Origin of the sequence: Ramlibacter pinisoli (genome assembly GCF_009758015.1) — a bacterium.
Taxonomy (GTDB): Bacteria; Pseudomonadota; Gammaproteobacteria; order Burkholderiales; family Burkholderiaceae_C; genus Ramlibacter; species Ramlibacter pinisoli.
Window position 1 is genome coordinate 1 of the sequence record NZ_WSEL01000010.1, and the last position, 5,193, is coordinate 5,193.

At 53.1% G+C, this 5,193-nt stretch carries 2 tRNA genes and 3 rRNA genes; all 5 read right to left on the reverse strand.

What is annotated here, in order from left to right:
- Positions 1–94: ribosomal RNA gene (rrf, locus tag GON04_RS25165) — 5S ribosomal RNA — on the reverse strand; the annotation flags it as partial.
- 109 nt (positions 95–203) lie between these two features.
- Positions 204–3,081: ribosomal RNA gene (locus tag GON04_RS25170) — 23S ribosomal RNA — on the reverse strand.
- Between the two features lie 286 nt (positions 3,082–3,367).
- Positions 3,368–3,443 (reverse strand) — tRNA-Ala (locus GON04_RS25175).
- 17 nt (positions 3,444–3,460) lie between these two features.
- Positions 3,461–3,537, reverse strand: a tRNA-Ile gene (locus GON04_RS25180).
- A gap of 100 nt (positions 3,538–3,637) precedes the next feature.
- Positions 3,638–5,172: ribosomal RNA gene (locus GON04_RS25185) — 16S ribosomal RNA — on the reverse strand.
- Between the last annotated feature and the right edge of the window lie 21 nt (positions 5,173–5,193).

Genomic DNA, 5,193 nt, shown 5'->3' on the forward strand with positions numbered 1-5,193 from the left:
TCACACGGGAATCCGCACTATCATCGGCGCAGAGGCGTTTCACTGTCCTGTTCGGGATGGGAAGGAGTGGGACCACCTCGCTATGGTCATCAGGCATAACTTGTTGCCGTCCTGCGCAATGCAGGGCGACGAATTCATAGAGCTCAAATCAGCTTCTTGATTGCGTACTTGGCATAACACCTTTGATCGACGATCAAAGTTATAGGGTCAAGCCGCACGAGCAATTAGTATCGGTTAGCTTAACGCATTGCTGCGCTTCCACACCCGACCTATCAACGTCCTGGTCTCGAACGACTCTTCAGGGGGCTCAAGGCCCCGGCAGATCTCATCTTGAAACGAGTTTCCCGCTTAGATGCTTTCAGCGGTTATCTCTTCCGCACATAGCTACTCGGCAATGCCACTGGCGTGACAACCGATACACCAGAGGTGCGTCCACTCCGGTCCTCTCGTACTAGGAGCAGGCTTCCTCAAATCTGCAGCGCCCACGGAAGATAGGGACCAAACTGTCTCACGACGTTTTAAACCCAGCTCACGTACCTCTTTAAATGGCGAACAGCCATACCCTTGGGACCGGCTACAGCCCCAGGATGAGATGAGCCGACATCGAGGTGCCAAACACCGCCGTCGATATGAACTCTTGGGCGGTATCAGCCTGTTATCCCCAGAGTACCTTTTATCCGTTGAGCGATGGCCCTTCCATACAGAACCACCGGATCACTATGTCCTGCTTTCGCATCTGCTCGACTTGTCAGTCTCGCAGTTAAGCACGCTTATGCCATTGCACTATCGTCACGATGTCCGACCGTAACTAGCGTACCTTCGAACTCCTCCGTTACGCTTTGGGAGGAGACCGCCCCAGTCAAACTGCCTACCATGCACTGTCCCCAGCCCGGATAACGGGCCTAGGTTAGAACCTCAAACACACCAGGGTGGTATTTCAACGTTGGCTCCACAAGATCTAGCGACCCTGCTTCAAAGCCTCCCACCTATCCTACACAGATCTGTTCAAAGTCCAATACAAAGCTACAGTAAAGGTTCATGGGGTCTTTCCGTCTTTCCGCGGGGAGATTGCATCATCACAAACATTTCAACTTCGCTGAGTCTCGGGAGGAGACAGTGTGGCCATCGTTACGCCATTCGTGCAGGTCGGAACTTACCCGACAAGGAATTTCGCTACCTTAGGACCGTTATAGTTACGGCCGCCGTTTACTGGGACTTCGATCAAGAGCTTGCACCCCATCACTTAATCTTCCAGCACCGGGCAGGCGTCACACCCTATACGTCCACTTTCGTGTTTGCAGAGTGCTGTGTTTTTATTAAACAGTCGCAGCCACCGATTTTTTGCAACCCCATTGGGCTCCATCCGCGAGGGACTTCACCTACTAAGGGCACACCTTCTTCCGAAGTTACGGTGTCAATTTGCCGAGTTCCTTCTCCCGAGTTCTCTCAAGCGCCTTAGAATACTCATCTCGCGCACCAGTGTCGGTTTGCGGTACGGTCGTGTGTAGCTGAAGCTTAGTGGCTTTTCCTGGAAGCAGGGTATCACTCACTTCGGCGGCAAGCCGCCTCGTTATCACCTCTCATCTAAGCCCGGCGGATTTACCTACCAGGCACGACTACAGGCTTGAACCGGGACATCCAACACCCGGCTGAGATAACCTTCTCCGTCCCCACATCGCACTACACATCGGTACAGGAATATTGACCTGTTTCCCATCAGCTACGCATCTCTGCCTCGCCTTAGGGGCCGACTCACTCTACGCCGATGAACGTTGCGTAGAAAACCTTGCGCTTACGGCGAGCGGGCTTTTCACCCGCTTTAACGCTACTCATGTCAGCATTCGCACTTCTGATACCTCCAGCAGCCTTTACAAGCCACCTTCACAGGCTTACAGAACGCTCTCCTACCACTTGCACTTGCGTGCAAATCCGCAGCTTCGGTAACTGGCTTAGCCCCGTTACATCTTCCGCGCAGGACGACTCGATCAGTGAGCTATTACGCTTTCTTTAAATGATGGCTGCTTCTAAGCCAACATCCTGACTGTTTTAGCCTTCCCACTTCGTTTCCCACTTAGCCAATTTTAGGGACCTTAGCTGGCGGTCTGGGTTGTTTCCCTCTTGAGTCCGGACGTTAGCACCCGGTGCTCTGTCTCCCAAGCTGTACTCTTCGGTATTCGGAGTTTGCATAGGTTTGGTAAGTCGCCATGACCCCCTAGCCTAAACAGTGCTCTACCCCCGAAGGTAATACTTGAGGCACTACCTAAATAGTTTTCGGAGAGAACCAGCTATTTCCAAGTTTGTTTAGCCTTTCACCCCTATCCACAGCTCATCCGCTAGTTTTGCAACACTAGTCGGTTCGGACCTCCAGTACCTGTTACGGCACCTTCATCCTGGCCATGGATAGATCACTTGGTTTCGGGTCTACACCCAGCGACTAAACGCCCTATTCGGACTCGGTTTCCCTACGCCTTCCCTATTCGGTTAAGCTTGCCACTGAATGTAAGTCGCTGACCCATTATACAAAAGGTACGCCGTCACCCTTGCGGGCTCCGACTTTTTGTAAGCATGCGGTTTCAGGATCTATTTCACTCCCCTCCCGGGGTTCTTTTCGCCTTTCCCTCACGGTACTAGTTCACTATCGGTCGATTACGAGTATTTAGCCTTGGAGGATGGTCCCCCCATCTTCAGACAGGATTTCACGTGTCCCGCCCTACTTGTCGCTAGCTCAGTACCACACGTCTGTTTTCACGTACGGGGCTATCACCCGCTATGGCCGGCCTTTCCAAGCCGTTCCGTTAACAGTCGTGCTATCACTAGCAGGCTCTTCCGATTTCGCTCGCCACTACTTTCGGAATCTCGGTTGATGTCTTTTCCTCGAGCTACTGAGATGTTTCAGTTCACCCGGTTCGCCTCGCATGACTATGTATTCATCATGCGATACCCCTAAGGGTGGGTTTCCCCATTCGGAAATCTCCGGATCAAAGCTTATTTGCCAGCTCCCCGAAGCTTATCGCAGGCTATCACGTCCTTCGTCGCCTGTAATCGCCAAGGCATCCACCACATGCTCTTATTCACTTGACCCTATAACTTTGACCCCTCTCACGAGGATTCTCAGTCAATCAAGGAATTGCCAGGTCTTTCACCTGGCGCGTTATGCCGCCTTCATTCGAATTGCTTCGAAGTGAAGTTCATTTGACGCAATCAAAATGTTGTTAGCGGCACGGTCCGCCATGAAGCGGTTTCCGCTAACAACGCTGATTCGAACTCTATGAATTTTTAAAGAACAGCCGATTGAATCCGGACAATGCCGGCTTCAACAACAAAGCAGCCTCTTGCGAAGCAACTTTGGTGTTGATGCGATGGTGTTTGGTGGAGGATGACGGGATCGAACCGACGACCCCCTGCTTGCAAAGCAGGTGCTCTCCCAGCTGAGCTAATCCCCCGAGGTTTGCAGGAGGGATGGTGGGTCTGGTTGGTCTCGAACCAACGACCCCCGCCTTATCAAGACGGTGCTCTAACCAACTGAGCTACAGACCCAAGCCGGTCGCTAGCAACACAGATCTTGCGACCTGGCCGTTGGCGACAACCTTCCAACAACCGATAAGTGTGGGCGTTTAATTTAGATTGCAGTTTCCAGAAAGGAGGTGATCCAGCCGCACCTTCCGATACGGCTACCTTGTTACGACTTCACCCCAGTCACGAACCCTGCCGTGGTAATCGCCCTCCTTGCGGTTAGGCTAACTACTTCTGGCAGAACCCGCTCCCATGGTGTGACGGGCGGTGTGTACAAGACCCGGGAACGTATTCACCGTGACATTCTGATCCACGATTACTAGCGATTCCGACTTCACGCAGTCGAGTTGCAGACTGCGATCCGGACTACGACCGGTTTTATGGGATTAGCTCCCCCTCGCGGGTTGGCAGCCCTTTGTACCGGCCATTGTATGACGTGTGTAGCCCCACCTATAAGGGCCATGAGGACTTGACGTCATCCCCACCTTCCTCCGGTTTGTCACCGGCAGTCTCATTAGAGTGCCCAACTAAATGTAGCAACTAATGACAAGGGTTGCGCTCGTTGCGGGACTTAACCCAACATCTCACGACACGAGCTGACGACAGCCATGCAGCACCTGTGTTACGGTTCTCTTTCGAGCACTTCCACATCTCTGCGGAATTCCGTACATGTCAAAGGTGGGTAAGGTTTTTCGCGTTGCATCGAATTAAACCACATCATCCACCGCTTGTGCGGGTCCCCGTCAATTCCTTTGAGTTTCAACCTTGCGGCCGTACTCCCCAGGCGGTCAACTTCACGCGTTAGCTTCGTTACTGATCCAGCAAAGGACCAACAACCAGTTGACATCGTTTAGGGCGTGGACTACCAGGGTATCTAATCCTGTTTGCTCCCCACGCTTTCGTGCATGAGCGTCAGTGCAGGCCCAGGGGATTGCCTTCGCCATCGGTGTTCCTCCGCATATCTACGCATTTCACTGCTACACGCGGAATTCCATCCCCCTCTGCCGCACTCCAGCGATGCAGTCACAAATGCAGTTCCCAGGTTGAGCCCGGGGATTTCACATCTGTCTTACATCACCGCCTGCGCACGCTTTACGCCCAGTAATTCCGATTAACGCTTGCACCCTACGTATTACCGCGGCTGCTGGCACGTAGTTAGCCGGTGCTTATTCTTACGGTACCGTCATTACGCCAAGGTATTAGCCCGGCGCGTTTCGTTCCGTACAAAAGCAGTTTACAACCCGAGGGCCTTCATCCTGCACGCGGAATGGCTGGATCAGGCTTGCGCCCATTGTCCAAAATTCCCCACTGCTGCCTCCCGTAGGAGTCTGGGCCGTGTCTCAGTCCCAGTGTGGCTGGTCGTCCTCTCAGACCAGCTACAGATCGTCGGCTTGGTGAGCCTTTACCCCACCAACTACCTAATCTGCCATCGGCCGCTCCAATCGCGCGAGGTCTTGCGATCCCCCGCTTTCATCCGTAGATCGTATGCGGTATTAGCTACGCTTTCGCGTAGTTATCCCCCACGACTGGGCACGTTCCGATGTATTACTCACCCGTTCGCCACTCGCCACCAGGGTTGCCCCCGTGCTGCCGTTCGACTTGCATGTGTAAAGCATTCCGCCAGCGTTCAATCTGAGCCAGGATCAAACTCTACAGTTCGATCTTGAAGTTTTTGCCTCT